Annotated in this window: 17 protein-coding genes; 8 read left to right on the forward strand and 9 right to left on the reverse strand. The window is 73.6% G+C overall.

The genetic code is table 11. The features are described from left to right. Nucleotides 1-68: 68 nt before the first annotated feature. From AC07DW_RS10005 to AC07DW_RS10015, 3 genes are read left to right on the forward strand one after another with little or no spacing between them, the layout of a single operon-like run. Nucleotides 69-584, forward strand: a complete 516-nt coding sequence (locus tag AC07DW_RS10005) for a PadR family transcriptional regulator (protein ID WP_478857147.1) — start codon at nt 69-71, stop codon at nt 582-584. Then, nucleotides 581-1351, forward strand: coding sequence for an ABC transporter ATP-binding protein (locus AC07DW_RS10010; protein WP_478857148.1), 771 nt, complete (start codon nt 581-583; stop codon nt 1349-1351). Before AC07DW_RS10005 ends, AC07DW_RS10010 begins: the two co-directional genes overlap by 4 nt. Nucleotides 1352-1357: 6 nt before the next feature. After that, the gene (locus AC07DW_RS10015; protein WP_478857149.1) at nt 1358-3643 is read left to right on the forward strand and encodes an ABC transporter permease; all 2286 of its coding nucleotides are present in this window, start codon (nt 1358-1360) and stop codon (nt 3641-3643) included. Nucleotides 3644-3692: 49 nt separating this feature from the next. Here AC07DW_RS10015 and AC07DW_RS10020 read toward each other — a convergent pair whose 3' ends face one another. Together AC07DW_RS10020 and AC07DW_RS10025 are read right to left on the reverse strand one after the other, a co-directional pair. Further along, a complete protein-coding gene (locus AC07DW_RS10020) occupies nt 3693-4397 on the reverse strand; it encodes an esterase/lipase family protein (RefSeq protein ID WP_478857150.1) in 705 nt (234 codons plus the stop codon). Nucleotides 4398-4629: 232 nt separating this feature from the next. Next, nucleotides 4630-5115 (reverse strand): glutathione peroxidase, encoded by a 486-nt coding sequence (locus AC07DW_RS10025; RefSeq protein ID WP_478857151.1) that lies wholly within the window; start codon nt 5113-5115, stop codon nt 4630-4632. A 71-nt stretch (nt 5116-5186) separates the two neighbouring features. Here AC07DW_RS10025 and AC07DW_RS10030 point away from each other — a divergent pair, with 71 nt between their 5' ends. Continuing rightward, nucleotides 5187-5396, forward strand: a complete 210-nt coding sequence (locus AC07DW_RS10030; RefSeq protein WP_189552034.1) for a DUF6011 domain-containing protein — start codon at nt 5187-5189, stop codon at nt 5394-5396. A 25-nt stretch (nt 5397-5421) separates the two neighbouring features. Here AC07DW_RS10030 and AC07DW_RS10035 read toward each other — a convergent pair whose 3' ends face one another. Both AC07DW_RS10035 and AC07DW_RS10040 read right to left on the reverse strand, forming a co-directional pair. Further along, the gene (locus tag AC07DW_RS10035; RefSeq protein ID WP_478857152.1) at nt 5422-6288 is read right to left on the reverse strand and encodes an acyl-CoA thioesterase; all 867 of its coding nucleotides are present in this window, start codon (nt 6286-6288) and stop codon (nt 5422-5424) included. 116 nt (nt 6289-6404) lie between these two features. Next, nucleotides 6405-8927, reverse strand: a complete 2523-nt coding sequence (locus AC07DW_RS10040) for a DEAD/DEAH box helicase (protein ID WP_478857153.1) — start codon at nt 8925-8927, stop codon at nt 6405-6407. A gap of 122 nt (nt 8928-9049) precedes the next feature. Here AC07DW_RS10040 and AC07DW_RS10045 point away from each other — a divergent pair, with 122 nt between their 5' ends. Further along, entirely contained in the window at nt 9050-9841 is a 792-nt protein-coding gene (locus tag AC07DW_RS10045) for a metal-dependent hydrolase (RefSeq protein WP_478857154.1), read from the forward strand. A gap of 73 nt (nt 9842-9914) precedes the next feature. Then, nucleotides 9915-11858, forward strand: coding sequence for a flavin monoamine oxidase family protein (locus tag AC07DW_RS10050; RefSeq protein ID WP_478857155.1), 1944 nt, complete (start codon nt 9915-9917; stop codon nt 11856-11858). 112 nt (nt 11859-11970) lie between these two features. Here AC07DW_RS10050 and AC07DW_RS10055 read toward each other — a convergent pair whose 3' ends face one another. Next, on the reverse strand, nt 11971-13761 hold the full coding sequence (locus AC07DW_RS10055) for an ABC transporter ATP-binding protein (protein ID WP_478857156.1): 1791 nt from the start codon (nt 13759-13761) through the stop codon (nt 11971-11973). Further along, a complete protein-coding gene (locus tag AC07DW_RS10060) occupies nt 13758-15533 on the reverse strand; it encodes an ABC transporter transmembrane domain-containing protein (RefSeq protein WP_478857157.1) in 1776 nt (591 codons plus the stop codon). Before AC07DW_RS10060 ends, AC07DW_RS10055 begins: the two co-directional genes overlap by 4 nt. 179 nt (nt 15534-15712) lie before the next feature. On the opposite strand from AC07DW_RS10060, the gene AC07DW_RS10065 reads away from it, so the two are divergent. Continuing rightward, nucleotides 15713-17308, forward strand: a complete 1596-nt coding sequence (locus AC07DW_RS10065; protein WP_478857158.1) for a peptide-N4-asparagine amidase — start codon at nt 15713-15715, stop codon at nt 17306-17308. Nucleotides 17309-17361: 53 nt separating this feature from the next. Here the strand turns inward: AC07DW_RS10065 and AC07DW_RS10070 are convergent, their stop codons facing one another. The 3 genes from AC07DW_RS10070 to AC07DW_RS10080 form a co-directional block, all read right to left on the reverse strand. Then, nucleotides 17362-18789 carry a Gfo/Idh/MocA family protein gene (locus tag AC07DW_RS10070; RefSeq protein ID WP_478857159.1) on the reverse strand — a complete coding sequence of 476 codons (1428 nt, stop codon included), beginning with the start codon at nt 18787-18789 and terminating at the stop codon, nt 17362-17364. Between the two features lie 285 nt (nt 18790-19074). Further along, a complete protein-coding gene (locus AC07DW_RS10075) occupies nt 19075-21999 on the reverse strand; it encodes an FAD-binding and (Fe-S)-binding domain-containing protein (protein ID WP_478857160.1) in 2925 nt (974 codons plus the stop codon). Nucleotides 22000-22065: 66 nt separating this feature from the next. Next, complete coding sequence (locus AC07DW_RS10080) at nt 22066-22515, reverse strand: MarR family winged helix-turn-helix transcriptional regulator (protein ID WP_478857161.1); 450 nt, start codon at nt 22513-22515, stop codon at nt 22066-22068. Between the two features lie 173 nt (nt 22516-22688). On the opposite strand from AC07DW_RS10080, the gene AC07DW_RS10085 reads away from it, so the two are divergent. Next, nucleotides 22689-24497, forward strand: a complete 1809-nt coding sequence (locus tag AC07DW_RS10085; protein ID WP_478857162.1) for an ABC transporter ATP-binding protein — start codon at nt 22689-22691, stop codon at nt 24495-24497. Nucleotides 24498-24714 lie beyond the last annotated feature (217 nt).

A 24714-nucleotide genomic window follows, 5' to 3' on the forward strand; every position in this document is an offset into this window, starting at 1 on the left:
TACCCGTTAGGCATGGGCGATACTAGAGCCCACATCACATCGGGAGCACGCGGAGGAGGACAGCACGGGTGCGCCTTCCCCTCCTCGCGCTCCTGGCCCGTGGCCCCGCCCACGGCTACGAGCTCAAGCAGGACCTTGAGCAACTGCTGGGCGCCGCGTACCCTCCCACCAACGTCGGCCAGATCTATGTGACACTCGGCCGGCTGGAGAAGTCCGGGCTCATCGAGGGCGAGGAGATCGCCCAGGAGAGCCGGCCCAACAAGAAGATCTACCGCCTCACCGACGCCGGGCAGGAAGCACTGCGCGCCTGGTTCGAGGAGACGGCCGACGAACCGAGGGTCCGGGACGAGTTCTTCATGAAACTCGCCCTCGCCCCCCGCACCGGTCTCGCCGACCAGATCGCCCTGATCAACAAACAGCGACGCGAGTACCTCAACACCATGCGCAACCTCTCCAAGCTGGCCGCGACCGAAGACCGCGGCAACCGCATGTCGCACCTGTTGATCGAGGGCGCCATGCTGCACCTCCAGGCCGACCTCGACTGGCTGGAGCGCTGCCAGGAGGAACTGGAGGACCTGCGATGACGGACGCCTCCGCGATACCCGCGACGCCCCTGCTGCGCGCCGAGGGCCTGGTCAAGACCCACCACGGCGAGGGCGCCCCCGCCCACGCCGTGCGCGGTGTCGACCTCTCCGTACGGCACGGCGAGTTCGTCGCCGTCACCGGCCCCTCGGGAGCCGGGAAATCCACGCTGCTGCACCTGCTCGGCGGACTCCAGCGCCCCGACAGCGGCTCCCTGTGGCTCGACGGCGAGCGCACCGACGGGTACGGCGAGGCACGGTGGGCCGTCGAACGGCGCCGCCGCATCGGCATCGTCTTCCAGTTCTTCAACCTGGTCTCCAACCTGACCGTCGCCGACAACGTCGAACTGCCCGCCCTCCTCGCCGGCACCTCCGCCAGGCAGGCCCGCGCCGAGCGCGAGAAGCTCCTCGCCGAGCTCGGCCTGGAGGGCAAGGCCCGCAGCATGCCCGGCGAACTGTCCGGCGGCGAACAGCAGCGCGTCGCCCTCGCCCGCGCCCTGGTCAACCACCCGCGCCTGCTCCTCGCCGACGAACCGGCCGGCAGTCTCGACAGCAAGGGCACCCGCGAGGTCATGCGGCTGCTGAGCCGGTTCCACCGGCGCGGGCAGACCATCGTCCTCGTGACCCACGACGCCCGGCTCGCCAGCGCCGCGGACCGGGTCATCAGCTTCTTCGACGGCCGGATCGCCGACGACGCCGAACTCGGCGGCGAGCCCCCGCGCCGCACCGGCCCGGCCGGCGTCATCGCGCTGAACGACCTGAGGGACTGACCGGCTGTGCGGGCCATGCTGCGCTGGGCGCACGCCGATCTGCGGACCCACCGGGGCGAGGCACTGTTCCTCGTCGCCGCCACCGCCGGGATCGTCGCGTCGCTGCTGCTCGCCACCGCGCTCTTCGGCTACGCCACCAACCCCTGGCAGCGGGTGTTCACCCAGTCCCGGGGCGCCCACGTCTGGATCCACACCGGGCCCGCCGCCGACACCGGCCGGCTCGCCGCCCTGGACGGCGTCGACGCCGTGTCCGGCCCCTACCGCACCGCCACCACCACCGTCGCCTCACGCGGCGCCCGCGCCGGCGTGGAACTGCGCGCCACGGACGGCGGCCCGCCCCCGACCGGCCGCCCCCTCATGACGTCCGGCCGCTGGCTCGACCCGGCCACGCCCGACGGCGTCGTCCTCGAGGCGGGCCTCGCCCGCGCCCTGTGGGCGGAGCCCGGCGACCGGCTCGCCGTCGCCGACCGCACGGTGACCGTCCTGGGCGTCGCCGAGACCGCCGAGCGCCGCTACCGGCCCGGCGAACGGCCCGGCACCATCTGGGCCCTGCCGCGCGCCGTGCCCCTCGACCGCACCGGCGGCCAGGTCGTCGGACTGCGGCTCGCCGACCCCGGCGACACCGACTACACCGTCCAGCGCGCCGTCACCACGCTCGGCGCGGGCGCCGTCGGCGACGTCTCCACCTGGCAGCAGGCCCGCGGCGAGGCGCAGGGCGACACCCGGCTGCTCGGCCAGGTCCTCGGACTCTTCGGCCTCGGCGCCCTCATCGCCGCCGCGCTCGCGGTGTTCGGCGCCATCGCCACCCGGGTCCGTGGCCACCTGCGGGACATCTCCGTCCTCAAGGCCGTCGGGTTCACCCCCGGCCAGGTCGTCCGGATCTTCCTCGTCCAGCACCTGGCGTTCGCCGTGTTCGGCGCCGCCCTGGCCGTGCTGGTCGTACGGACGCTGGGCGGCCGCCTGCCGGGCCGGCTCGGGGACGCCGTGCAGGTCTGGCAGGGCCTCCCGGGCCACCTGCCGGCGCTCGTCCTGGTGCCCGCCGGGGCCGTGCTGTTCATCGGGGCGGCGACCTGCCTGGCCGCCTGGCGGGCGGGCCGCGTACCGCCGGTGCCGGTGCTGCCCGCCGCCGGGGCCCCGGGCGCCGGACTGTCCGGCGCGGCACGGAAGGCGCTCGGGCTGCGCGTGCCGCCCGCGCTGGTCCTCGGCTGGCACCGGGCCTTCGGGCGCGGGCGGCGCGCCCCGGCGGCCATCGGGCGCCTCGCCCTCCCGCTGCTGCTGATCACCGTGGCCCTCGGCGCGTGGACGACCATCGAGCGGTTCGACAGCCGCCCCGAGCAGCTCGGCCTCGCCGCCGCGCTCACCGCCCGCCCCGACGGCACGCTCACCGACCGCGACGCCACCGCGCTCCTGCGGGCCCACCGGCAGGTCGCCGCCGCCCACCCCGGCCTGGAGGTCGCCGCACTGGTCCCCGGCCAGACCGGCACCATCGCGCTGCGCGGCCTCGGCACCCGCGAGCGGCCATTCCCGTACTCCATCGCCGAGGGCCGCCCCGCCCGGGGCCCGGACGAGGCGGTCGCCGGACAGGGGCTGCTCGACCTGCTCGGCGCCCGCGTCGGCGACTGGGTGCGGCTGACCGTCGCCGGCCACCCGCAGGTGCTGCACATCGTCGGCCGCAGCATCGAACCGGAGAACGGCGGCCGGGTCGTCTCCACCTCGCTCGACACCCTCCGCGAGAACGACCCCGCCCTGCGCCCCAGCCTCTACCAGCTGCAACTGCGCCCCGGCGCCGACCCCCGGGCGGTGAGCGCCGAACTGGCCGCCGCCTCCTCCGGACGGCTGGACGTCCGCGAGGTCTCCAGCCCCGCCGACCGGCTCTCCGCGCTGCGCGGCGTCGTCGCCGGACTGATCGCCGTCCTCGCCCTCATCGGCCTCACCGAGCTGTCCACCGCCATCGGCGGCACCGTCCGCGACGGCGAGCGGGACCTGCTGGCCCTCAAGGCCATTGGCCTCTCCCCGCGCCAGATCACCGCCGTCACGCTCACCGCGACCGGGTGCACCGCCCTTGCCGCCGCCCTCCTCGGCACGGCCCTCGGCGTCCCGTTCGCCCTCTGGCTGATCGACCACGAGGCGCACGCCACCGGCATCGGCGCGGGCATCGCCCACGCCCCGCCGCCGCTCCAGCTCCTGGCGCTGGCCGCCGCCGCCGTCGCCGGCGCGGTCGCCCTGGCGGCCCTCCCGGCGGCCCGCGCCACCCGCCACCGCCTGGCGGACACCCTCAGCGCGGTGGCCTGACGTCGGCCCGGCCCGCGTGGCCGGCGGCCGCACGGGCGGGGACGGCGAATCAGCCGTTGACGAAGTCGCGTACCTGTCCGTACACCACCGGGTCGGAGCCCAGGGCACTGTGGCCGAGGCAGGCGGTGCGCGTGTTGGCGGCGCCGCTCAGGGCGACGCTGCTGTCCGGGTTGATGAAGGTGTCGCAGGGCGACCACCATGTGGCGTGGCGGGTGCCCTCGGGGGTCTCGTCGCCGGAGTTGAGCGCGGTGAGGAAGGCGGAGCCGATCCGCATCTCCGTGCACGAGGTGTCGTAGCAGGAGTTGGCCGCGTCGGTGCCGTGGTTGGGGCCGCCCAGGGAGACCCAGGCGTCGGTCTTCCCGCTGCCGCCGAGGCTCTTGGTCCAGTGACGGCTGGAGAGGCCGCCCATGGAGTGGGTGACGACGTCGACCCTGGAGGCGCCGGTCTCCGCGAGCAGCCGGTCGACCTCCGCGGCGATTCCCCGTGCGGTGGTGGCATTGGACTGGCGCCAGTCGTAGCTCCACTGGCGCAGGTGGGTCGAGGGCCAGCCGTCCGCGCGGAACCGGTCGGCCATGGTGTTCCAGTACGAGCCGGAAGAGCTGTATCCGTGTACGAACAGAATGGGGTCGCTACCGGGCCGGAAGGAGGACGCCGGAGCGGCGGCGGCGGTGTCGTCGGCGGCGTCGGCGGGGACGGTGGCGGCCAGCCCGAGCAGGGTGCTCACCACGGTGATGACCAGCAGGTTCTTCTTCATGACCTACCTCGGTGAAGGGGCGCGTGGGGGGCGCGAAAAGGAGGCTACTGGCGAGTAGTGGTGGCAGGTCAATGCCCGTGCGCACATATGAAGGAAAAAGATGGCGCGGTGATTACGCTCCATTCCGTAGCGTTATTCGGCGCCGAAAGGAAAAAGGGGGGGGCGCGAACCTTCGGCCACGAAGAAGGCGCCGGCCCCCGGCAGGGGACCGGCGCGGACGGAGCGGTGCGCGTCAGACGGACAGCCGTGCCTCGATCGCCGCGACCAGCTCGGCGCCCTCCGGCTCGGTACGCGGGCGGAAGCGGGTGACCTCGCCCCCCGGGGAGATCAGGAACTTCTCGAAGTTCCACTGGACGTCCCCGGCCACGCCGTCCGCGTCCGCCACCTTCGTGAGCTCGGTGTACAGCGGGTGCCGGTCCGGGCCGTTGACGTCCGTCTTCTCCAGGAGCGGGAAGGTCACTCCGTACGTCGCCGAGCAGAACGTGCCGATCTCCTCCGCCGTGCCGGGCTCCTGGCCGCCGAACTGGTTGCAGGGCACGCCCAGCACCGTGAAGCCCCGGTCGCCGTAGCTCTTCTGCAGCCGCTCCAGGCCCTCGTACTGCGGCGTCAGCCCGCACTTGGACGCGACGTTGACCACCAGGACCACCTTGTCCCGGTACTCGGCCAGGGTCGTCGGGTCACCGGACAGGGTGCGCAGCGGAATGTCGTACAGGGACATGTGGGGACTCCTCGTCGAGGGGAAGGACAACAGGGTCGATCAAAACACGCGCGCCTGGTAGACAGGCAGGTGTGCACCAGGAACAGCAACTGCTCGGGACGGAGACCGTCGCCGCCGGCCCCCGGCCGGTGCGGTGCCGGCTGTGCGGACGGACGCTCACCGGTGCCTCCTCGCGGCGCACCGGCCTCGGCCCCGCATGCGACGCCAAGCTGCACCCGGCCGGGCCCGACATCCGCACGCGGCGCCACGAGGTCGAGCAGGACGCGCTGCCCGGCCTGTGACGCCGCTCCGCCCGGCCCGTGCGGGTCAGTGGCGGCGGAACAGGCCCTCCTGGACCACCGACACCAGCAGTCGGCCCTCCCGGTCGTAGATCCGGCCGCGCGCGAGGCCACGGCCGCCCGTCGCGATCGGGGACTCCTGGTCGTACAGGAACCATTCGTCGGTACGGAACGGGCGGTGGAACCACATCGCGTGGTCCAGCGACGCCATGTCGAAGCCGCGCGGGCCCCACAGCGGCTCGACCGGGATGCGGACCGCGTCCAGGAGGGTCATGTCGGAGGCGTACGCCAGCGCGCAGGTGTGCACCAGCGGGTCGTCGCCGAGCGGGCCCACCGCGCGCATCCACACCGCGCTGCGCGGGTCCGCCTCCTTGAGCTCCTCGGCCGTCCACCGCAGCCGGTCGACGTAGCGGATGTCGAAGGGCTGGCGCCGCGCCATCCGTTCCAGCGCCTCCGGCAGCGCGCCCAGGTGCTCGCGGATCTCGTCGGTCACCGACGGCAGGTCCTCCGGCGGCGGGAAGTCCAGCCGCGGCGGCAACTGGTGCTCGAAGCCCGCCTCCTCCGGCTGGTGGAAGGACGCCGTGAGGTTGAAGATCGTCTTGCCGCGCTGGATCGCGGTCACCCGGCGGGTGGTGAACGACCGTCCGTCCCGCACCCGTTCGACCTGGTACACGATCGGCAGGCCCGGGATGCCGGGCCGCAGGAAGTACGCGTGCAGTGAATGGACCGGGCGGTCGCCCTCCGTGGTCCGGCCGGCCGCGACCAGGGCCTGGCCGGCGACCTGCCCGCCGAAGACCCGTTGCAGGGACTCCTGCGGGCTCGCACCACGGAAGATGTCGACCTCGATCCGTTCCAGGTCGAGCAGGTCGACGAGTCTCTCGGCGGGGTTCGTCACGAATGCTCCTTCACGCTGGACGACTTACGGCCGGCCGACTTACGGCCGGCCGACTTGGGCGGCCGGCCGGTGCGCGGCCGGCGCGCCAGCTGTCGAACGGCTCGCAGCGGGCCGGCTCACAGCTGGCCGACGTCGGTGACGCGGACGACCGCGCGGCCCTCCTCGTCCGAGGCCGCCAGGTCCACCTCCGCGCTGATGCCCCAGTCATGGTCGCCGTTCGGGTCGGCGAACGTCTGCCGGACGCGCCACAGGCCGTGTGCCGTGTTCTCGTCGGACGCGTCGATCGACAGCAGCTTCGGCCCGCGCGCGTCCGGGCCGGTGCCGAGGTCGTCGTACTCGTCCCAGTACGCGTCCATCGCCTCCGCCCACCGCTCCTCGTCCCAGCCGGACTCCGCGTCCATCTCGCCCAGCTCCGCCAGCTGGTCCAGCGCGGCCAGCTCCACCCGGCGGAACATCGCGTTGCGCACCAGCACCCGGAAGGCGCGGGCGTTGGCCGTGACCGGCTTGACCTGGTCGGCCTTCTCCTGGGCCTCCTCGGCCGTCTCGACCTCAGGGTTGGCCAGCTGCTCCCACTCGTCCAGCAGCGAGGAGTCGACCTGCCGCACCATCTCGCCCAGCCAGGCGATCAGGTCCTCCAGGTCCTCGGTCTTGAGGTCGTCCGGGATGGTGTGGTCCAGCGCCTTGTACGCGGACGCCAGGTACCGCAGCACGATGCCCTCGGTCCGCGCCAGCTCGTAGAAGGACGTGAACTCCGTGAAGGTCAGCGCCCGCTCGTACATGTCGCGGACGACGGACTTCGGCGAGACGGGGTGGTCACCGACCCACGGGTGTGAGGTCTTGTACGTGTTGTACGCGTGCCACAGCAGCTCTTCCAGCGGCTTCGGGTACGAGATGTCCTGGAGCCGCTCCATCCGCTCCTCGTACTCGACGCCGTCCGCCTTCATCGCGCCGACCGCCTCGCCGCGCGCCTTGTTCTGCTGGGCGGCGAGGATCTGGCGCGGGTCGTCCAGCGTGGACTCGACGACCGACACCATGTCGAGCGCGTACGACGGGGACTCCGGGTCCAGCAGGTCGAACGCCGCCAGCGCGAACGTCGACAGCGGCTGGTTCAGCGCGAAGTCCTGCTGGAGGTCGACGGTGAGCCGGATCGTGCGGCCCTCCGCGTCCGGCTCGGCGAGCTGCTCGACGACCCCGCCGTCCAGCAGCGAGCGGTAGATGGCGATGGCGCGGCGGATGTGCCGCAGCTGGTTCTTGCGCGGCTCGTGGTTGTCCTCCAGCAGCCGGCGCATCGCCTCGAAGGCGTTGCCGGGCCGCGCGATCACCGACAGCAGCATGGTGTGGGTGACGCGGAAACGGGACGTCAGCGGCTCGGGCTCGGAGGCGATGAGCTTCTCGAAGGTGTTCTCCGTCCAGCCGACGAAGCCCTCCGGGGCCTTCTTCCGCACCACCTTGCGGCGCTTCTTCGGGTCGTCGCCGGCCTTGGCCAGGGCCTTCTCGTTCTCGATGACGTGCTCGGGCGCCTGCGCGACCACGAACCCGGCCGTGTCGAACCCGGCGCGCCCCGCCCGGCCCGCGATCTGGTGGAACTCCCGGGCGCGCAGCGTCCGCACCCGGTTGCCGTCGTACTTGGTGAGCGCCGTGAACAGCACCGTACGGATGGGGACGTTGACCCCGACGCCCAGCGTGTCCGTCCCGCAGATGACCTTCAGCAGGCCCGCCTGGGCCAGCTTCTCCACCAGGCGCCGGTACTTGGGCAGCATGCCCGCGTGGTGCACGCCGATGCCGTGCCGCACGTACCGCGAGAGGTTCTTGCCGAACTTGGTGGTGAAGCGGAAGTTGCCGATCAGCTCGGCGATCCTGTCCTTCTCCTCGCGCGAGCACATGTTGATGCTCATCAGCGACTGCGCCCGCTCCACGGCCTGCGCCTGGGTGAAGTGGACGATGTAGACCGGTGCCTGCCTGGTCTGCAGCAGCTCGGTCAGCGTCTCCGTGATCGGCGTGAGCTGGTACTCGTACGACAGCGGCACCGGCCGGGTCGCCGAACGCACCACGGAGGTGGGGCGGCCGGTGCGGCGCGTGAGGTCCTTCTCGAACATCGAGACGTCGCCCAGCGTCGCCGACATCAGGACGAACTGCGCCTGCGGCAGTTCCAGCAGCGGGATCTGCCAGGCCCAGCCGCGGTCCGGCTCGGCGTAGAAGTGGAACTCGTCCATCACCACCTGGCCGACGTCGGCGTGCCTGCCGTCGCGCAGCGCGATCGACGCCAGCACCTCCGCCGTGCAGCAGATCACGGGCGCGTCGGCGTTCACGGACGCGTCGCCGGTCAGCATGCCCACGTTCTCGGTGCCGAAGAGCTTGCACAGGTCGAAGAACTTCTCCGACACCAACGCCTTGATCGGCGCGGTGTAGAAGGTCACCTGGTCCGCCGCGAGCGCCGTGAAGTGCGCACCGGCCGCGACCAGCGACTTGCCCGAGCCGGTGGGGGTGGAGAGGATGACGTTGGCCCCGGAGACCACCTCGATCAGCGCCTCCTCCTGGGCCGGGTAGAGCGTGAGGCCCTGGCCCTCGGCCCAGGACGAGAAGGCCTCGAAGAGGGCATCGGGGTCGGCGTCGGGCGGCAGCTGATCGATAAGGGTCACGCCCCCATCTTGCCTGGCCCGTGTCCGGAAGCGGGAACCGGCCGTCCGGATGAAGATCACGAACGGTAGGCTGTCCTGTCGACCGGGGCGCAGGACAAGAGCAAACGGGGCGGGGAACGCACATGATGGGACCGGCGCACTCACTCTCCGGGGCGGCCGCGTGGCTGGGAGTGGGGGCCGCCACCGCCGCGGCGGGGTATCCGATGCCGTGGCCGGTACTCGTCGTCGGCGCCCTGATCTGCGCCGGTGCGGCGCTCGCACCGGACCTCGACCACAAGTCGGCGACCATCTCGCGGGCCTTCGGGCCCGTCTCGCGCGGGCTCTGCGAGATCGTCGACAAGCTCTCGTACGCCGTCTACAAGGCCACCAGGACGCGCGCCGACGCCCGCCGGAGCGGCGGCCACCGCACCCTCACGCACACCTGGGTGTGGGCCGTGCTGTGCGGGGCGGGGGCGTCCGTGCTCGCCATCACCGGCGGCCGGTGGGCGGTGCTCGGGATCCTCTTCGTCCACCTGGTGCTGGCGGTGGAGGGCCTGCTGTGGCGGGCGGCCCGGATGTCCAGCGACGTCCTGGTGTGGCTGCTGGGCGCCACCAGCGCGTGGATCCTCGCGGGCGTCCTGGACAAGCCCGGCAACGGCGCGGACTGGCTGTTCACCGCGCCCGGCCAGGAGTACCTGTGGCTGGGCCTGCCGATCGTGCTGGGCGCCCTCGTCCACGACGTCGGCGACGCCCTGACCGTATCCGGCTGCCCCGTCCTGTGGCCGATCCCGGTCGGCGGGAAGCGCTGGTACCCGGTGGGGCCGCCGAAGGGCATGCGCTTCCGCGCGGGCAGCTGGGTGGAGCTCAAGGTGCTGATGCCGGCGTTCATGCTGCTCGGCGGCGTGGGTGGGGCGGCCGCGCTCAACTTCATCTGATCCCCGCTCTCGTTCGAGTGAACGGAACGGGAAGCAGTTCCACGCGACCGGAAGATCCGCTTTCTTTCTGATCATGGATTCCGTTCACCTGTCGCGCCGTCAGCTGACGGCCGGTGCCGGTGCCGTGGCGGCCGCCACCGCTCTGCCCACGGCCGCCCTCACCGCATCCCCCGCCACCGCCGCCCCGGCGCCCGCCGCGCCCCGCTCCACCGCCGACCGGGAGACCTGCCTCGCCGTCGCCCGCGCCCTCCTGGTCCTCGACGACCAGAACCGGCGCCTGATCCCGCGCTACGAGAAGGTCCTGCTGGGCGGCGGCCTGCCCAAGGCGTCCACCGCCCCCAAGGACGTCCTGGTCCTCGGCGCCGGGCCGGCCGGCATGGCCGCCGCCGCCCTCCTCAAGCACGCCGGTCACCGGGTCACCGTCATCGAGGCCAACGGCAACCGCGCCGGCGGCCGCATCAAGACCTTCCGCACCGGCGGACACGAGAACGCCGACCAGCCCTTCGCCGACCCCAGGCAGTACGCCGAGGCGGGCGCCATGCGCATCCCCGGCAGTCACCCGCTCGTCATCGGCCTGATCGACAAGTTCGGCATCACGCGCCGCCCCTTCCACTACGTCGACACCGACCCCGAGGGCAAGCCGCGCTACCGGACCTGGATCCACGTCAACGGCATCCGCGCCCGCCGCGCCGACTACGCCAAGGACCCCCGCGCGATCAACCGCTCCTTCGGCGTGCCGTCGGCGTACGAGAACATCCCGGCCGCCGACATCGTGCGCCGCGCCCTCGACCCCGTACGCGACGAGTACAGCGTCAAGCGCTCCGACGGCACCCGGGTCGACAAGCCGATGCCCGAGCTGCTCGAAGGCTGGACCCGCGTCATCCAGCGCTTCGGCGACTGGTCCATGTACCGGTTCCTCACCGAGCACGCCAAACTCGACGAGCGCACGATCGACCTGATCGGAACCCTGGAGAACATGACCTCCAGGCTGCCGCTCTCGTTCCTGCACAGCTTCATCAGCCAGGCGCTCATCAGCCCCGGCACCGCCTTCTACGAGCTGGAGGGCGGCACCGCCGTCCTCGCCGACGCGCTGCTCGAACAGGTCCGCGACGATGTCCGCTTTGACCGGCGCGTCACCCGCATCGAGACCCGGGAGAAGGGCGAGCGGGTCGTCGTCGACACGGTCTCCGAGGGGCGCGGCGGCCCCGTGGTCCGCGAGCGGTTCACCGGCGACGCGGCGATCGTGACCATCCCCTTCTCCGGACTGCGCCACGTCCAGATCTCGCCCCCGCTGTCGTACCGCAAGCGCCGTGCCGTCACCGAGGTGCACTACGACAGCGCCACCAAGGTCCTGCTCGAATTCAGCCGACGCTGGTGGGAGTTCGGTGAGGACGACTGGCGCCGCGAACTCGACGCCATGGAGCCGGGGCTCTACGACGCGTACCGCAAGGGGCAGGTGCCGCCGGACGGGCGGAGGCTCGGCCGGCACCCCTCCGTGCCCCGGGGGCACCTCACCCAGGACCAGCGCACCCACTACGCGGCGAACGCCCACGTCTCCCGCGACCAGCCCGAGGCCGCCGAGGTCATCGGCGGCGGGTCGGTCACCGACAACCCGAACCGCTTCATGTTCAACCCCTCCCACCCCGTGCCCGGCAGCGACGGCGGCGTGGTCCTCGCCTCCTACAGCTGGGCCGACGACGCCAGGCGCTGGGACGCCTACGACGACGAGGCCCGGTACGCGCTCGCCCTGCGCGGCATGCAGGAGGTGTACGGGCAGCGGCTGGAGGTCTTCTTCACGGGCGTCGGCCGCACCCAGAGCTGGCAGCGCGACCCGTACGCCTACGGCGAGGCCTCCGTCCTGCTGCCCGGCCAGCACACCGAGATCCTCCTGGACATGCGCACCAAGGAGGGCCCGCTGCACTTCGCGGGCTGCCACACCTCGGTGAAGCCCGCCTGGATCGAGGGCGCCCTCGAATCGGCGGTCCGCGCGGCCCTGGAGGTCCACGGCGCCCGCTGAAACGGGGGCCCGGGGCGGCGCGCAGGCGCAGCCCCGGGCCCGTCCCGCCCCTGCCCGTCCCCCCACGGCCCGTCCCGCCCCTGCCCGCCCCCGCGCCGGGCCCGTCCCGCCCCTACCCGTGCCAGGACCGCCACAGCGCGGCGTAGGCGCCGTCCGCCGCGACCAGCTCGGCGTGGCTGCCCGACTCGCTGATCCGCCCGTCCTCGACGACCGCGATCACGTCCGCGTCGTGGGCCGTGTGCAGCCGGTGCGCGATCGCCACCACCGTACGGCCCTCCAGCACCCGGGCCAGGGACCGCTCCAGGTTGCGGGCGGCGCGCGGGTCCAGCAGGGACGTCGCCTCGTCCAGCACCAGGGTGTGCGGGTCGGCCAGCACCAGGCGGGCCAGCGCGACCTGCTGGGCCTGCGCCGGGGTCAGCGCCACGCCGCCCGACCCGACCTCGGTGTCCAGCCCGTCGTCCAGCGCCCGCGCCCAGCCGTCGGCGTCGACCGCCGCGAGGGCCGCCCACAGCTCGGCGTCCCGCGCGCCCGCCCGCGCGAGCAGCAGGTTGTCGCGGAGCGAACCCACGAAGACGTGGTGCTCCTGGTTGACCAGCGCGACATGTTCCCGTACCCGCTCGGCGGGCATCCGCGACAGCTCCGCCCCGCCCAGCGTGACCCGCCCGGCGCGCGGCGCGTAGATCCCGGCCAGCAGCCGGCCCAGCGTCGACTTGCCCGCTCCCGACGGGCCGACCAGCGCCACGCGCGTGCCCGGCGGCACGTCCAGCGACACCCCGTGCAGCACGTCCACGCCCTCGCGGTAGCCGAACCGCACCTCCCGCGCCCGTACGTCGCGCCCGCCGGGCCGGACGGACGCGTCGCCGCTCTCCGGCTCGATGTCCCGCACCCCGACGAGCCTGGCCAGCGACACCTGGGCCACCTGGAGCTCGTCGTACCAGCGCAGGATGATGCCCACCGGCTCGACCAGCATCTGGGCCAGCAGCGCGCCGGTCGTCAACTGCCCGACGTCCATCCAGCCGTTCAGGACGAACCCGCCGCCGATCATCAGGACGGCGGCCAGGACGGTGGTGTGGGTGACGTTGACGACCGGGAAGAGCACCGAGCGCAGGAAGAGCGTGTAGCGCTCCCACGCCGTCCACTCCTTGATCCGCCGGTCGGACAGGCCGATCCGCCGCGCGCCGAGCCGGTGCGCCTCGACCGTCCGGCCCGCGTCGACCGTCTCGGCCAGGGCGGCGGCCACCGCCGCGTACCCGGCGGCCTCCGAACGGTACGCCGAGGGCGCCCGCCGGAAGTACCAGCGGCACCCCACGACCAGCAGCGGCGCCGCCACCAGCACGGCGAGGGCCAGCGGCGGCGCGGTCACCGTGAGCCCGCCGATCAGCAGCCCCGCCCACACCACGCCGACGGCCAGCTGCGGCACCGCCTCGCGCATGGCGTTGGCCAGCCGGTCGATGTCGGTGGTGACCCGGGAGAGCAGGTCACCGGTGCCCGCCCGCTCCAGCACTCCCGGCGGCAGCGCGACCGACCGCACGAGGAAATCCTCGCGCAGATCGGCCAGCATCTCCTCACCGAGCATCGCCCCGCGCAGCCGCACCATGCGCACGAACACCGTCTGCACCACCAGCGCGGCCAGGAACGCGCCCACGGTGACCGGCAGACGCAGGTCCCGCGCGCCCTCGGCGAGCCGGTCGACCAGCGAGCCGAGCAGGTACGGCCCGACCATCGACGCGACGACCGCCACCGCGTTGACGGCGACGAGCACGGCGAACGCCGTGCGGTGGCGGCGCAGCAGTCCGGTCACGTACGCCCGGACGGTCGCGGCGGTGCCCACCGGCAGCGTGGTCGCCGACTCCGGGGCCGCCGGGTCGTGGTCGGGCGGCGCCATGCCGATGACGACGGTCATGCCGACTCCTCGATGTCCACCAGGGTCTCCTCATCGGTCTCACGGGTGACCACCGCGCGGTAGCGCCCCTCGGCGGCCAGCAGTTCGCGGTGGGTGCCCACCGCCACCGCCCGGCCCTCATGGACGAGCACCACCCGGTCCGCGAGGTCCAGCAGCAGCGGCGACGAGGCCAGCACCACGGTCGTCCGGCCGGTGCGCAGCCGCTGGATGCCGGCCGCGACCCGCGCCTCGGTGTGCGAGTCCACCGCGGACGTCGGTTCGTCCAGCACCAGCACCTCCGGGTCGGTGACCAGCGACCGCGCCAGGGCCAGGCGCTGGCGCTGGCCGCCGGACAGGGACCGGCCGCGCTCGGTGATCCGGGTGCGCATCGGGTCGCCGCCGTCGCCCGGTGACGCCTGCGCGAGCGCGTCCAGCACGTCGCCGCACCGGGCGGCCGCCAGGGCGTCCTCGGCGGTGACCTTCCCGGACGACGGCACGTCCAGCAGCTCGCGCAGGGTGCCGGACAGCAGGACCGGGTCCTTGTCCTGGACGAGGACGGCCGAGCGCGCCGTGTCGAGGGGCAGTTCGTCCAGCGGCACCCCGCCGAGGAGGACGGAGACGTGCGCCTCCGGGTCCTCGGACGGATGCCCGCCGAGCCGGTCGGCCAGCCTCCCGGCGGCGTCCGGGTCGCCGCACACCACGGCGGTGAACAGGCCGGCCGGTGCCAGCAGCCCGGTCACCGGGTCGTACAGGTCCCCGCCAGGCCGCTCGTGCGCCGCCGCCGCGGTGCTGGTGGTCGTGCGCGTCAGGGCCAGCACCCGGGCGGCGCGCTTCGCGGAAGGACGCGAGAAGGAGTACGCCATGGCGATCTCCTCGAAGTTGCGCAGCGGGTGCTGGGCGAGGGCCACCGCGCCGTACACGGTGACCAGTTCGGCGACCGTGACGCGCCCCTCCAGGGCGAGTTTCGCCCCGTACAGCACCACGACGACCAGCAGCAGCCCCGGCAGCAGCACCTGCACCGCGGCGATCAGGGCCCACATGCGGGCGCTGCGCACGGCGGCCTCGCGCACCTCCTGGGAGGCCTCGCGGTAGCGGCGGAGGAACAGCTCCTCGCCGCCGATGCCGCGCAGCACCCGCAGCCCGGCGACCGTGTCCGAGGCCAGTTCGGTGGCGCGGCCCGCCTTCGCCCGCTGGACGTCCGCGCGCCGGGTGGCGCGGGGGAGCAGCGGCAGGGCGGCGAGCGCCAGGACGGGTACGCCGAGGGCGACGACGACACCGAGGGCGGGCTGGTAGACGACCAGGCCCACGCAGATCAGGACCAGCGCGGTGGCCGCCGCGGCGAACCGCGACAGCGTCTCCACGAACCAGCCGATCTTCTCGACGTCGCCGGTGGAGACGGCGACGACCTCGCCCGCGGCCACCCTGCGGTTCAGCACCGAGCCCAACTCGGCGGACTTGCGCGCCAGCAGCTGCTGGACGCGGGCGGCGGCGGTGATCCAGTTGGTCACCGCCGTGCGGTGCATCATCGTGTCGCCCACGGCGATGGCCGCGCCCATCAGGGCGACGAGCGCTCCGGCGCGGGCCAGGCCGCCGCCCGAGCGATCGATGACCGCCTGGACCGCGAGGCCCACGCCCAGCGGCAGACCGGCGATGCCGAGGTGCAGCAGCAGCCCCCACAGCAGGGACCTGACCTGCCCGCCCAACTGGTTGCGCCCCAGCCACAGGAGGAAGCGGGTGCCCGACCTGACGTCGGGATCACCCGGATCGGCGTACGGAAGATGGTGGATCTGCATGACGTCCCAGGGGTTCCGTCGGCGGGCGGCAGCGCTGAGCGGCGGCCGGAAACCGTGCAAGGTTCGCCTTCCGGGCCCTTGGACGGCAATCGATTTTCCGGCAGGACCGCGCGGAACACGCCACGTACCGCCACCCGCCCCTGGCGCCGGGAGGCCGTCCCGCGCTTCACTCGCGGCCCATGAGACAACGACGAGTCATGGGCATGCTCGTGGGCGGGGTCCTTGCCGTCACCGCGCTGTTCGGTACGGCCCCGGCGTCCGCCGTGCCCCACGACCCACCGGCCGAGTTCGGCACCGATTGGCGCGATCCGGTCACCGCCGCACCGCCCGTTCCCCGGCCGCACACCGCGCCCACCTGCGAAATGAGGCTCGTTTCCACCGAGTTCCGCGACTTCACGCCCTACCGGGGCACCTACACGCCCCCCGAGCGGTGCGGCGACCGGTGGAGCACGGTGGTGCTGCGGCTCGACGGAAGCGTGAAGGGGCGCCAGTACGACCGGCTCGGCCACCTCTCCATCGGCGGGGTCGAGGTGTTCCGCACGTCCACACCGCAGCCGTCCCCCGACGGCATCACCTGGTCGGTCGAGAAGGACATCACCCGGTACAGCGACACCCTGCGCCGCCCCCAACCCGTCGAGATGCTCATCGGCAACGTCGTGGACGACACCTACACCGGCGTCCTCGACGTCGAGGTGACGCTCGCCTTCCACGCGGGGAAGCCGGCCGCGTCCGCCGACGTCCCCGATCGGGTGATCCCGCTCACCACCCCGTCCCTCACCACCCCGCGCAACACCGAACGCCTCCTCGCCGAGGTGTACGCCACCGGCTCGGGCGGCGGCTGCGAGGAGTACTGGTACCTGACCGTCCCGGACGCCGCGCCCTACTCGTGCAAGGCGGCGGGCGGGCCGCACCGGGAGGTGCGGATCGCCGTCGACGGGCGGATCGCCGGGATCGCCGCGCCCTTCCCCACCGTCTGGACCGGCGGCTGGTCCAACCCCTTCCTCTGGTACGTGATCCCCGGCCCGCGCGCCTTCGACGTCACGCCGGTCCGGTACGACCTGACCCCGTTCGCCGCCGTCCTCAACGACGGCCGCCCGCACCGCGTGGAGGTGTCCGTCGCCGGCGTACCGGCGGGCACGACCGGCTGGTCGACGCCCACCAACCTGCTCGTCTGGCACGACGAGGGCCGCGCGGTCGTCACCGGGGCGCTGACCCGCCACGAGGAGAGCGCGCCCGCCCGCACCTCCGTCCACACGCCCGGCGCCGAGCACCGCCTCGACACCCGGGCCGCCCACCGGCTCACCGTCGCCGGCCACCTGGACACCTCGCGCGGCCGCGTCACGACCACCGTCACCCGCTCCGTGGCCCACACCTCCGTCCACCGCTGGACCGACGGCGAGAGCCGCGACGCGCTGACCGCGACCTGGCGGGACGACGAGACCGTGTCCCGGGGCGGCACCCGTACCCGCACCCACCGCACGTACACCATGGGCGGCGAGACCACGCTCGGGGCCGGCGACCGGCTGCGCACCGTCCTCACTCTCGGCGATCGCGCCGACTCCCTGGTCCTGCGCGCCGGGCAGCGCCCGCGGTGGACCCGGATCGACGACACGTACGCGGGCGACGCGACGTACACCACCGGTGTCCCGCGCGACCAGCGGCACGCGGTCGGCACCAGCTCCGAGCGGTACCGGCGGTACGGCTCCGGCGGCTGCTACGACCGGAGCCTGAGGACCGCGCAGGGGACGCTGACGGAGGACCGCCGGCGCTGCTGACCCGGTGCGCGCGGGGCCCGGCCGGCCGGTGCCGGGACCGGGCCCCGCGGCCGTCACTCCGGCTTGACCGAGTCCACGCCCGGCCGCGCCTTCCGCCACTCGCCGCGCGTGAAGTCGGGTATCCGCTGCGGCGCGCCCTTCGCCCTGACGGAGGCGTGGCTGAGCGGCACGGGAGCCGACCACGTGGCGGCGTCGTACACGTCGAGGTCGGGGACCAGTCCGAGCCGCATGCACTGCATCAGGCGGAACACCATGATGTAGTCCATCCCGCCGTGCCCACCGGGCGGGTCGGCGTGCTCCTTCCACAGCCAGTGGTCGAACTCGTCCGCGTACGCGGAGAAGTCGGCCCACCGGTCGTCGGTGTGGTCGGGCTCGATGTAGATCCGGGCCGGGTAGTCCTCGAAGACGCCCTTCGTCCCGCCCAGGCTGTTGATCCTGCTGTACGGGTGCGGCGTCGACACGTCGTGCTCCAGCCGGATCACCCGGCCCTTCGCCGTCCGCACCATGCTGATGGTGCGGTCGCTCCCGATGTACGTCTCCTTCCAGCTGGGGTCGCCCGGCGGCATGTTGGCCTCGCGGTACTCGGCCAGGCCCAGCGCGGGGGTGCCGAAGCTGCTGATGCTGACCGCGCGGTCGCCCCGGTTGACGTCCATGTAGTTGGCGACCGGACCGAAGCCGTGGTTGGGGTAGAGGTCGCCCCGCAGCCGGGTGTGCCACAGGCGGCGCCAGGGGCCCTCGTAGTACGTCGGCGAGAACATCAGGCCCCGCAGGTCGTGGTTGTACGCCCCGGCGCCGTGCAGCAGTTCGCCGAACCTGCCGGCGTGGGCCATGCGCAGGACCCGCATCTCGTTGCGGCCGTAGCAGCAGTTCTCCAGCTGCATGCAGTGGCGGCGGGTGCGCTCGGAGAGGTCGACCAGCTCCCACAGCTCTTCCAGGCGCATCGCGAGGGGGCACTCGACGCCGATGTGCTTGCCGTTCAGCAGGGCCGCCTTCGCCATGGCGAAGTGGAGGTCCCAGGGGGTCGCCACGTACACCAGGTCGATGTCGCCGCGCCGGCAGAGGTTCTCGTAGTCGTCCTCCCCGTTGGCGTACACGGCGGGGGAGGGCCGCCCGGCCGCCACGACCTTCGCCACGGCCTGCTCGGCCTTGGCCTTCACGGGATCGCAGACGGCGACCACCCGCACGCCCGGGACGGCGAGGAACAGATCGATCATGCTGCCGCCGCGGTTGCCGAGTCCGACGATCGCGACGCGCACGGTGGAGCGCCGCTCGAACGGCACGCCGGCCATCGTGGGGCCCCGGCGCGGGGGAGCGGCGGTCATCTCCGGTGTTGCGGCGGCGGCGGTACCGCCCAGGGCGCCGAACCCCAGCCCGGCGGCTCCCGCCACCCCGGCCGTGGTCCGCAGGACGGAACGCCGGCTGGGCGGCTCCTGGGACCGGTCCTGGTCCCCGTCCTGGTTCCCGGGTGCTGCGTCGTTCATCGAACCTCCAGTGCGTGGTGTGCGCGGCTGGTTCATGAATCCCGGAAGGACCCTGGCCGTTGGGGCTGCTGGTGGGCAAGAGGGCTGGTTGGACTCTTGTTCCGAGCGCATGGACTCTTCCGAGGGGGTGGCCGGAAACGGGTTCACCCCCCGCCCCGTCCTCGTGCTGTGTCAGGGGCGCGTCAAATCTCGGGCGCGGCGGCGGCTCGGGCACCCGTGCGGTCCCACCACGCCGACGACACCGCCGCCCCGCCCGGCGCCGGCCCGGAGGCGCCCCCGCCGGCCTCAGGGGCGGGTCGCCCACTCCAGCTGGAGGAGCGCGGAGTGGTAGGGGCGGCCCGTGGCGTGATGCATGCCGAGCTCGCACATCCGGTTCGCGGAGAGGTACGCGTCGAACGTCCGCGCAGTCACCTCCGCCGCCTCCCGGGCCGTCGCCGACTCCGTCAGCTCGGGGTGCAGCATCCCGCGGTCGCCCGCGAAGGCGCAGCAGCCGGCGTCGTCCGGGACGACGACCTCCTCCGCGCACGCCTCCGCGATCAGCGGCAGCCGGTCCTCGTCGCCCAGGTGCCGCATCGCGCAGGTCGGGTGGACGACCGCCGACGCGGCCCTCCGCCGCACCGACAGGTGCGGCAGCAGCTCGTCGGCGGCCCACACGACCGAGTCGAGCACGGTCAGCTCCGCGTGCAGCTCGCGGTTGCGGGCGCTGAGGTACGGCGCCACCTCGCGCGCCAGGCCCAGGGCGCAGGATGAGGCGTCCACCACGAGCGGCAGCCGGCCGCCCGCCGTCCAGCCCCAGGCGGCCTCGACGATCCGGTTCGCCATCACCCGCGCGCCCTCGTCGTACCCCTTGGAGTGCCAGATCGTGGCGCAGCAGGTGCCCGCCACGTCGGCCGGGATCCACACCGGCTTCCCGGCCCGCCCGGACACGGCCACCACCGCCTCCGGCAGGGACGGCCCGTCGAACCCCTCCGGCTCGCCGAACACCCGGTTCACGCACGCCGGGTAGTACACGGCCACCGCCCGCGCCCGGTCCGTGACGGGCAGCTCGGCGGCGGCCGCACCGGGGATCTCCGGCAGCCACCCGGGCACCAGCTCGGGCCCCGCCACCGCGCGGACCAGCCCGGTGACGGCACCGGGCAGGCGGTCGCCGAGCCGGCGGCCGGTGGCCACCGCGAGCCGCGCCGCGGCCTCCACCGCCGCGAACCGCCGCGCGGCCAGCGCCGCCGTCCGCTCCTCGCGCGCCGAGTGGCGGGCGTGCCGCAGACGCTTCATCAGGGCGCCCGTGTCGATGCCCACCGGGCAGTCCAGGCCGCACGCCGAGTCACCCGCGCAGGTGTCCACCGCGGCGTACCCGTACGCCGCCAGCAGGCCCGTCTCCACGGGCGACCCGGGAATCTGCCGCGTCATCTCGCGGCGCAGCACGATCCGCTGGCGGGGCGTCGTCGTCAGATCCCGGCTGGGACACGTCGGCTCGCAGAAGCCGCACTCGATGCACGCGTCGGCGATCGGCTCCACCGTCGGTACCGTCTTCAGGCCGCGCAGGTGGCCCCGAGGGTCCCGGTCGAGGACGACGCGCGGGGCGAGCACCCCGTCGGGGTCGAAGGCCCGCTTCGTACGCCACATCAGCTCCGTGGCCCTGGGCCCCCATTCCAGCTCCAGGAACGGCGCGATGTTGCGGCCGGTGGCGTGCTCGGCCTTCAGGGAGCCGTCGAACCGCTCGACGGTCAGCTTGCAGAACTCGTCCATGAAGGCGGCGTACCGGTCGACGTCGGCCGGGTCGGCCGGGTCGAAGGCCAGCAGGAAGTGCAGGTTGCCGTGGGCCGCGTGCCCGGCGACGGCGGCGTCGAAGCCGTGCTCGGCCTGGAGCGCGAGGAGCGCCTCGCACGCCTCGGCGAGCCGGGCGGGCGGCACCGCGAAGTCCTCGGTGATCAGCGTCGTGCCGGAGGGGCGCCCGCCGCCCGCCGCGGCGACGAACGCCTTGCGGGCCTTCCAGTAGCCGCCGATCGTCCTGGCGTCCCGGGTGAAGGCGTTGGTCACCGACGCCACGGGCGCCGTCAGCTCGACGTCGTCGAGCACCCGTGCCGCCGCCCGCTCGTACCCCTCCAGGGCCGCCGTGTCGGGCGCCCGGAACTCCACCAGCAGCGCCGTGGTCGGGCCGGGCAGCCGTCCCCAGTCGGCGGGCACCCCGTCCACCCGCACCGACGCCCGCAGCGTGTTGCCGTCCATCAGCTCCACGGCGGCCGCGCCCGCCTCGGTGAAGCGCGGCACCGCGGCCGCGGCGGCGGGCAGCGAGGGGAAGAACAGCAGCGCCGCGGCGACCTCGCGGTCCAGCGGCAGGGTGTCGAACACCACCTCGGAGATGAAGCCGAAGGTGCCCTGCGAGCCGACCATCAGCCCTCGCAGGATCCCGGCCGGCGTCGCGGCGTCGAGGAAGGCGTCGAGCCGGTAGCCGTTGGTGTTCTTGAGCGCGTACTTGGCGCGGATGCGGGCCGTCAGTTCCGCGTCGGCCTCGATCTCCGCCTTGATGGCGAGCAGCTCCGCGCACAGGCCGGGCTCCGCCCGCTCCAGTACGTCGTCGGCCGCGGGGTCGCCGGTGTCGACGACCGTGCCGGACGGCAGGACGACGGTGAGCGAGGCGACCGTACGGTACGAGTTGCGCGTCGTGCCGGCGGTCATCCCGGACGCGTTGTTGGCGACCACCCCGCCGACGGTGCAGGCGATCGCGCTGGCCGGGTCCGGGCCCAGGACGCGGCCGAACCGGGCGAGGGTCGCGTTGGCGCGGGCGACGGTGGTGCCGGGCCGGACACGGGCGCGGGCACCGCCGTCGAGGACTTCGATCCCCGCCCAGTGCCGGCGCACGTCGACCAGGATGTCCTCGCCCTGCGCCTGGCCGTTGAGGCTCGTCCCGGCGGCGCGGAACACGACCTCCCGGCCGCGGCCGTGGGCGTACGACAGGACGGCCGAGACGTCGTCGACGTCCTCCGGGACCACGACGACCTGCGGGACGAAGCGGTAGGGGCTGGCGTCCGACGCGTACCGGACGAGGTCGGACACCTGCCACAGCACCTTCTCCGCACCCAGCAGCGCCGCCAGCTCGTCCCGCAGCCGTTCGGGCGACCCGTGGGCCATCAGGTCGGGCACCCGGTCGGGGGCCGGGCCGTGGTGCGTGCCGGGGCGCAGGGCGTCGGGTCTCGGCTCCGGCAGCGGCATGTCACTGTCCCCTCGGCAGGCGGCACGGGCGACCGGCGACCCGGCGCGGGTGTCACGGCACGGGCGTCAGCAGGGCCGCTCCGGACTCCCGTCCACCAGGGCGGACAGCAGCCCACCGAGCACCTCGCGCTGTTCGGCGGTCAATGGAGCCAGGATGTCCTCCGCGGCGGCCAGGCGCGCGGTACGCAGCTGCCGCAGCGTGTCCCGCCCCGCGTCGGTGAGCTCGATCCGCACCACCCGGCGGTTGGCCGGATCGGGGATCCGGCGGACCCGGCCCCGGGCCTCCAGCCCGTCCACCAGGCTGGTCACGGCGCGCGGGACGACCTCGAGACGGGCGGCGAGGTCGGCCATCCGGGGCGGCGCGTCGTAGTGGGCGACCGTGCGCAACAGCCGGGACTGGGCGGGAGTGATCGCTATGTCGGCCGACTCCAGCTGCCGCTTCTGGCTGCGGTGGAGGCGCCGGGTCAGCCGGAGCAGCTGCTCGGCGAGGAGGCCGTCGGCGTCGGGGGAGTACATGGCCGGATGGTATCAGGACCACGTTCATTGTGAGGGTAGGTAACAATGAGCTATCCTCTCCGACATCGTCGAAGGGCGGCCCCCGGGACCGCGCGGGAGGCGATCCCGGAGCGGCCCCGGGGCCGGCCTCCGGAGGACGGCCCGCACCACGCCCTGTACGTTCGAAGGAGCCCATGCGCATCCACGCAGAGTCCACCTGGACGCCCCCGCCCCCCGATCCGGAGCAGCCGCCGGCCCAGATCCGGCGCATCCTCCGGCTCTTCCGTCCCTACCGCGCACGGCTGGCCGTGGTCGGCCTGCTCGTCGGCGCCTCGTCGCTCGTGTCGGTCGCCTCGCCCTTCCTGCTCCGCGAGATCCTCGACACCGCGATCCCGCAGGGCCGCACGGGCCTGCTCACCCTCCTCGCCCTCGGCATGATCCTCACCGCCGTGGTGACCGGCGTCTTCGGCGTGCTGCAGACGCTGATCTCCACGACGGTGGGCCAGCGCGTCATGCACGACCTGCGTACCGCCGTCTACGGCCGGCTCCAGCGCATGCCGCTCGCCTTCTTCACCCGTACGCGCACCGGTGAGGTCCAGTCCCGCATCGCCAACGACATCGGCGGGATGCAGGCCACCGTCACCTCCACCGCGACCTCCCTGGTGTCGAACCTGACCGCCGTCGTGGCCACCGTGGTGGCGATGCTGGCCCTGGACTGGCGGCTGACGGTCGTCTCGCTGCTCCTGCTGCCGGTGTTCGTGTGGATCAGCCGCCGGGTCGGCCGCGAGCGCAAGCGGATCACCGCCCAGCGGCAGGGGCAGATGGCGGTCATGGCCGCGACCGTCACCGAGTCGCTGTCCGTCAGCGGGATCCTGCTGGGCCGCACCATGGGCCGGGCCGACTCGCTCACCCGGTCCTTCGCCACCGAGTCCGAGCGCCTCGTCGACCTGGAGGTCCGCTCCTCGATGGCCGGCCGGTGGCGGATGTCGACCATAGGCATCGTCATGGCCGCCATGCCCGCGATGCTGTACTGGGCGGCCGGGCTGGCGCTCCAGACGGGCGGCCCGGGCATCTCGATCGGCACCCTCGTCGCGTTCGTCTCGCTCCAGCAGGGCCTTTTCCGGCCCGCCGTCAGCCTGCTGTCGACCGGCGTGGACATCCAGACCTCCATGGCCCTGTTCCAACGGATCTTCGAGTACCTGGACCTCCGCGTCGACATCACCGAGCCCGACGCCCCGGTCCGGCTGGAGGAGATCCGCGGCGAGGTCCGCTTCGAGGACGTCGACTTCCGGTACGACGACAAGGGCGGCGAAACGCTCAGCGGCATCGACATCGCCGTGCCGGCCGGCGGCAGCCTGGCCGTCGTCGGTCCCACCGGCTCCGGCAAGTCCACGCTCAGCTACCTCGTCCCCCGGCTGTACGACGTCACCGGAGGCCGTGTCACGCTCGACGGCGTCGACGTGCGGGACCTCGACTTCGACAGCCTCGCGCGCGGGGTGGGCGTGGTCTCCCAGGAGACCTACCTCTTCCACGCCTCGGTCGCCGACAACCTCCGCTTCGCCCGGCCGGAGGCGACCGACCGGGAGATCGAGGCGGCGGCCAGGGCGGCCCAGATCCACGACCACATCGCGTCCCTGCCCGACGGCTACGACACCCTGGTCGGCGAGCGGGGATACCGCTTCTCGGGCGGGGAGAAGCAGCGGCTGGCCATCGCCCGGACCATCCTGCGCGATCCGCCCGTGCTGATCCTCGACGAGGCCACCAGCGCCCTCGACACCCGTACGGAACACGCCGTGCAGCAGGCGATCGACGCGCTCTCCGCCGGCCGCACCACCATCACCATCGCCCACCGGCTCTCCACCATCCGGGACGCCGACGAGATCGTGGTCCTGGACGCGGGGCGGATCGTGGAGCGGGGGACGCACGAGGAGCTGATGGAGCGGGACGGCCGGTACGCCGCGCTGGTGCGCGGTGACGCCGAGCTGGAGCCGGCCACCTCCTGAACCGGATCCGGCGGCGGGGTCCGGCCGTGCGCCGGACGGTGCCCGGGTGCGGGGACGGCGCGGTCGCGGTCCAGGGCGCCCGCCACTCGCACACTGTGAGCATCACCCGCAGCGCGCGGCACGCAGGGCGAAATCGGCGTCGCTCATGGGATCGGGCGGACAGTCGAGCCCGCGTTCGTCCGCTCCGTGCGGCAAGGAGGAGGACGATACGGCCGGA

The organism is Streptomyces sp. NPDC045701, assembly GCF_056432045.1.

Excerpts from the sequence above, each read along its gene's own strand:
- AC07DW_RS10065 (WP_478857158.1), top strand. The coding sequence starts at position 15,713 with ATGAGACAACGACGAGTCATGGGCATGCTCGTGGGCGGGGTCCTTGCC.
- AC07DW_RS10010 (WP_478857148.1), top strand. The coding sequence starts at position 581 with ATGACGGACGCCTCCGCGATACCCGCGACGCCCCTGCTGCGCGCCGAG.
- AC07DW_RS10080 (WP_478857161.1), bottom strand. The coding sequence starts at position 22,515 with ATGTACTCCCCCGACGCCGACGGCCTCCTCGCCGAGCAGCTGCTCCGG.
- AC07DW_RS10020 (WP_478857150.1), bottom strand. The coding sequence starts at position 4,397 with ATGAAGAAGAACCTGCTGGTCATCACCGTGGTGAGCACCCTGCTCGGG.
- AC07DW_RS10075 (WP_478857160.1), bottom strand. The coding sequence starts at position 21,999 with ATGCCGCTGCCGGAGCCGAGACCCGACGCCCTGCGCCCCGGCACGCAC.
- AC07DW_RS10070 (WP_478857159.1), bottom strand. The coding sequence starts at position 18,789 with ATGAACGACGCAGCACCCGGGAACCAGGACGGGGACCAGGACCGGTCC.
- AC07DW_RS10050 (WP_478857155.1), top strand. The coding sequence starts at position 9,915 with ATGGATTCCGTTCACCTGTCGCGCCGTCAGCTGACGGCCGGTGCCGGT.
- AC07DW_RS10055 (WP_478857156.1), bottom strand. The coding sequence starts at position 13,761 with ATGACCGTCGTCATCGGCATGGCGCCGCCCGACCACGACCCGGCGGCC.
- AC07DW_RS10060 (WP_478857157.1), bottom strand. The coding sequence starts at position 15,533 with ATGCAGATCCACCATCTTCCGTACGCCGATCCGGGTGATCCCGACGTC.
- AC07DW_RS10025 (WP_478857151.1), bottom strand. The coding sequence starts at position 5,115 with ATGTCCCTGTACGACATTCCGCTGCGCACCCTGTCCGGTGACCCGACG.
- AC07DW_RS10085 (WP_478857162.1), top strand. The coding sequence starts at position 22,689 with ATGCGCATCCACGCAGAGTCCACCTGGACGCCCCCGCCCCCCGATCCG.
- AC07DW_RS10045 (WP_478857154.1), top strand. The coding sequence starts at position 9,050 with ATGATGGGACCGGCGCACTCACTCTCCGGGGCGGCCGCGTGGCTGGGA.